Raw genomic sequence first — 2,185 nt, 5'->3', positions numbered from 1 at the left:
GCAGCAGGCCACTCTTGACGGCCCGACCCGTTACCCCGTGCTCGGTAATGGCTCGGAACATTTCAGGGAAGAGGCTAATGACCCCAATCCACATAAGAAACCTCCGGCACCCGTGTTAGCGCGGGAAACTAGAAACCAGGATCCCAATCAACTTCGATTGTTCGAGCAGTCAGATCAATATGCTTGATCACCTGCTCTTCCAGGAACGGAATCAACCGCTCCTTTGCGCCAAAGGCATCTTTTACATTGGCCTCAACCACCAACACATCGTTGGAGCCGGTTTCCATCAATTCGGTCACCTTGCCCAGGTCGTATCCCTTGGTGGTCGATACCGAGCAACCAATCAGGTCACGCCAGTAGAACTCACCTTCAGGCAACGCAGGCAACAGATCAGCGGGTACGCCAATCTCGACATTGGTCAATGCCAGGGCATCTTCACGCAGATCGATACCATCGATTTTGCAAATCAGACCCTTGTTGTGACGCTTCCAGGCCGAAACCTTGAGTTCACGCCACCCCCCGTTCTGATTGATCAGCCAGGGGTTGTAATCGAAAATCGCTTCGGCAACATCGGTGAAGGAGTTCACTTTAAGCCAGCCCTTGATGCCATAAACGGTACCCAGGGTGCCCAGAACTATAGGTTTTTCCACCTTAACTCCTTACCGTTGGGCTGATTAAGCAGCTTTGGCAGCGTCTTTGATCAGCTTGGCAACGCGGTCAGAAACAGCGGCACCAGTAGCAACCCAATGCTCGATACGAGCCAGGTCCAGGTTCAGCTTTTCGGCAGAACCAGAAGCAACCGGGTTGAAGAAACCAACGCGCTCGATGAAGCGACCGTCACGGGCGCAACGGCTGTCAGAAACTACTACCTGGTAAAACGGACGCTTTTTCGCGCCACCACGTTGTAAACGAATGGTTACCATATCGTCCTCATTAACATCTAATGAACAAGGCCCGCAAACACGCGGACCCTAGCTTAAAATAAGCCGCATAATTCTACTTGGATTCGTAATAATTGCAACCAAGCCAGCCATTTTTTGCACAAGGCTCACAATGAAAAGGGCCCACCTCTGGTGAGCCCCTGGCCTGGCTGAAACGGTCAGGATCAGAAGGGGCCGCGACCGCCACCGAATCCTGGTGGCAACATGTTCTTCATCTGCCCCATCATCTTGCGCATGCCGCCCTTGCCGGACATCTTCTTCATCATGCGCTGCATCTCGGTGAACTGCTTGAGCAGCTTGTTCACGTCCTGCACCTGCATGCCGGAACCTGCGGCGATACGGCGCTTGCGGGAGCCCTTGATGAGGTCGGGATGGGCACGCTCCCTGGGCGTCATGGAGCTGATGATGGCCTCCATCCGCACGGTCAGCTTGTCATCCATCTGATCCTTGACGTTGTCCGGCAGACCGGACATACCGGGCAGCTTGTCGAGCATGCCCATCATGCCGCCCATATTGCGCATCTGGGCCAGTTGTTCGCGGAAGTCTTCCAGATCGAAGCCCTTGCCACTCTTGACCTTGTTGGCCAGCTTGGCGGCTTTTTCCTTGTCGACATTGCGCTCCACTTCCTCGATCAGCGACAGCACGTCGCCCATGCCGAGGATGCGGGAGGCGAGACGATCCGGGTGGAACGGCTCCAGCGCATCTGTCTTCTCGCCCATACCGATGAACTTGACCGGCTTACCGGTGATGTGGCGCACGGAGAGGGCTGCACCACCGCGAGCGTCGCCATCCGCCTTGGTGAGGATCACGCCGGTGAGCGGCAGCGCCTCGTTGAACGCCTTGGCGGTGTTGGCGGCATCCTGCCCCGTCATGGCGTCCACCACGAACAGGGTCTCGATCGGCTTGATGGTGGCGTGAAGATGGATGATCTCGTCCATCATGTCGCTGTCGACGTGCAGACGACCGGCGGTATCCACGATCACAACGTCATAGAACTTCTTACGTGCCTGATCGATGGCGGCAGTGGCGATGTCGACCGGCTTCTGGCTAGCGTCGCTTGGAAAGAAATCGACGCCGATGTCGCTTGCCAGCGTCTCCAGCTGCTTGATCGCCGCGGGGCGATAGACGTCGGCACTGACGACCAGCACCTTCTTCTTGCTGCGCTCTTTGAGCAGCTTGGCCAGTTTACCTACGGTTGTGGTCTTACCGGCACCCTGCAGACCCGCCATCAGTATGATGGCCGG

General features: G+C 56.5%; 3 protein-coding genes and 1 pseudogene. All 4 read right to left on the bottom strand.

The window, feature by feature from the left end; all coding sequences use genetic code 11:
- A pseudogene (locus tag AAC083_RS23290) lies at positions 1-94 on the bottom strand (tRNA (guanosine(37)-N1)-methyltransferase TrmD); the annotation flags it as partial.
- Between the two features lie 34 nt (positions 95-128).
- On the bottom strand, positions 129-650 hold the full coding sequence (rimM, locus tag AAC083_RS17420) for a ribosome maturation factor RimM (RefSeq protein WP_042038809.1): 522 nt from the start codon (positions 648-650) through the stop codon (positions 129-131).
- A 24-nt stretch (positions 651-674) separates the two neighbouring features.
- A complete protein-coding gene (gene rpsP / locus AAC083_RS17415; protein ID WP_021141082.1) occupies positions 675-923 on the bottom strand; it encodes a 30S ribosomal protein S16 in 249 nt (82 codons plus the stop codon).
- Positions 924-1,105: 182 nt separating this feature from the next.
- A partial coding sequence (locus tag AAC083_RS17410) for a signal recognition particle protein (protein WP_108537264.1) occupies positions 1,106-2,185 on the bottom strand: 1,080 nt, incomplete at its 5' end.

Source organism: Aeromonas sp. HMWF014, assembly GCF_963878295.1.
GTDB lineage: Bacteria > Pseudomonadota > Gammaproteobacteria > Enterobacterales > Aeromonadaceae > Aeromonas > Aeromonas popoffii.
This window is presented reverse-complemented; position numbering and strand designations above follow the sequence as displayed.

Coding starts and splice junctions, on each gene's coding strand:
- rpsP (WP_021141082.1), bottom strand. CDS start 923: ATGGTAACCATTCGTTTACAACGTGGTGGCGCGAAAAAGCGTCCGTTT.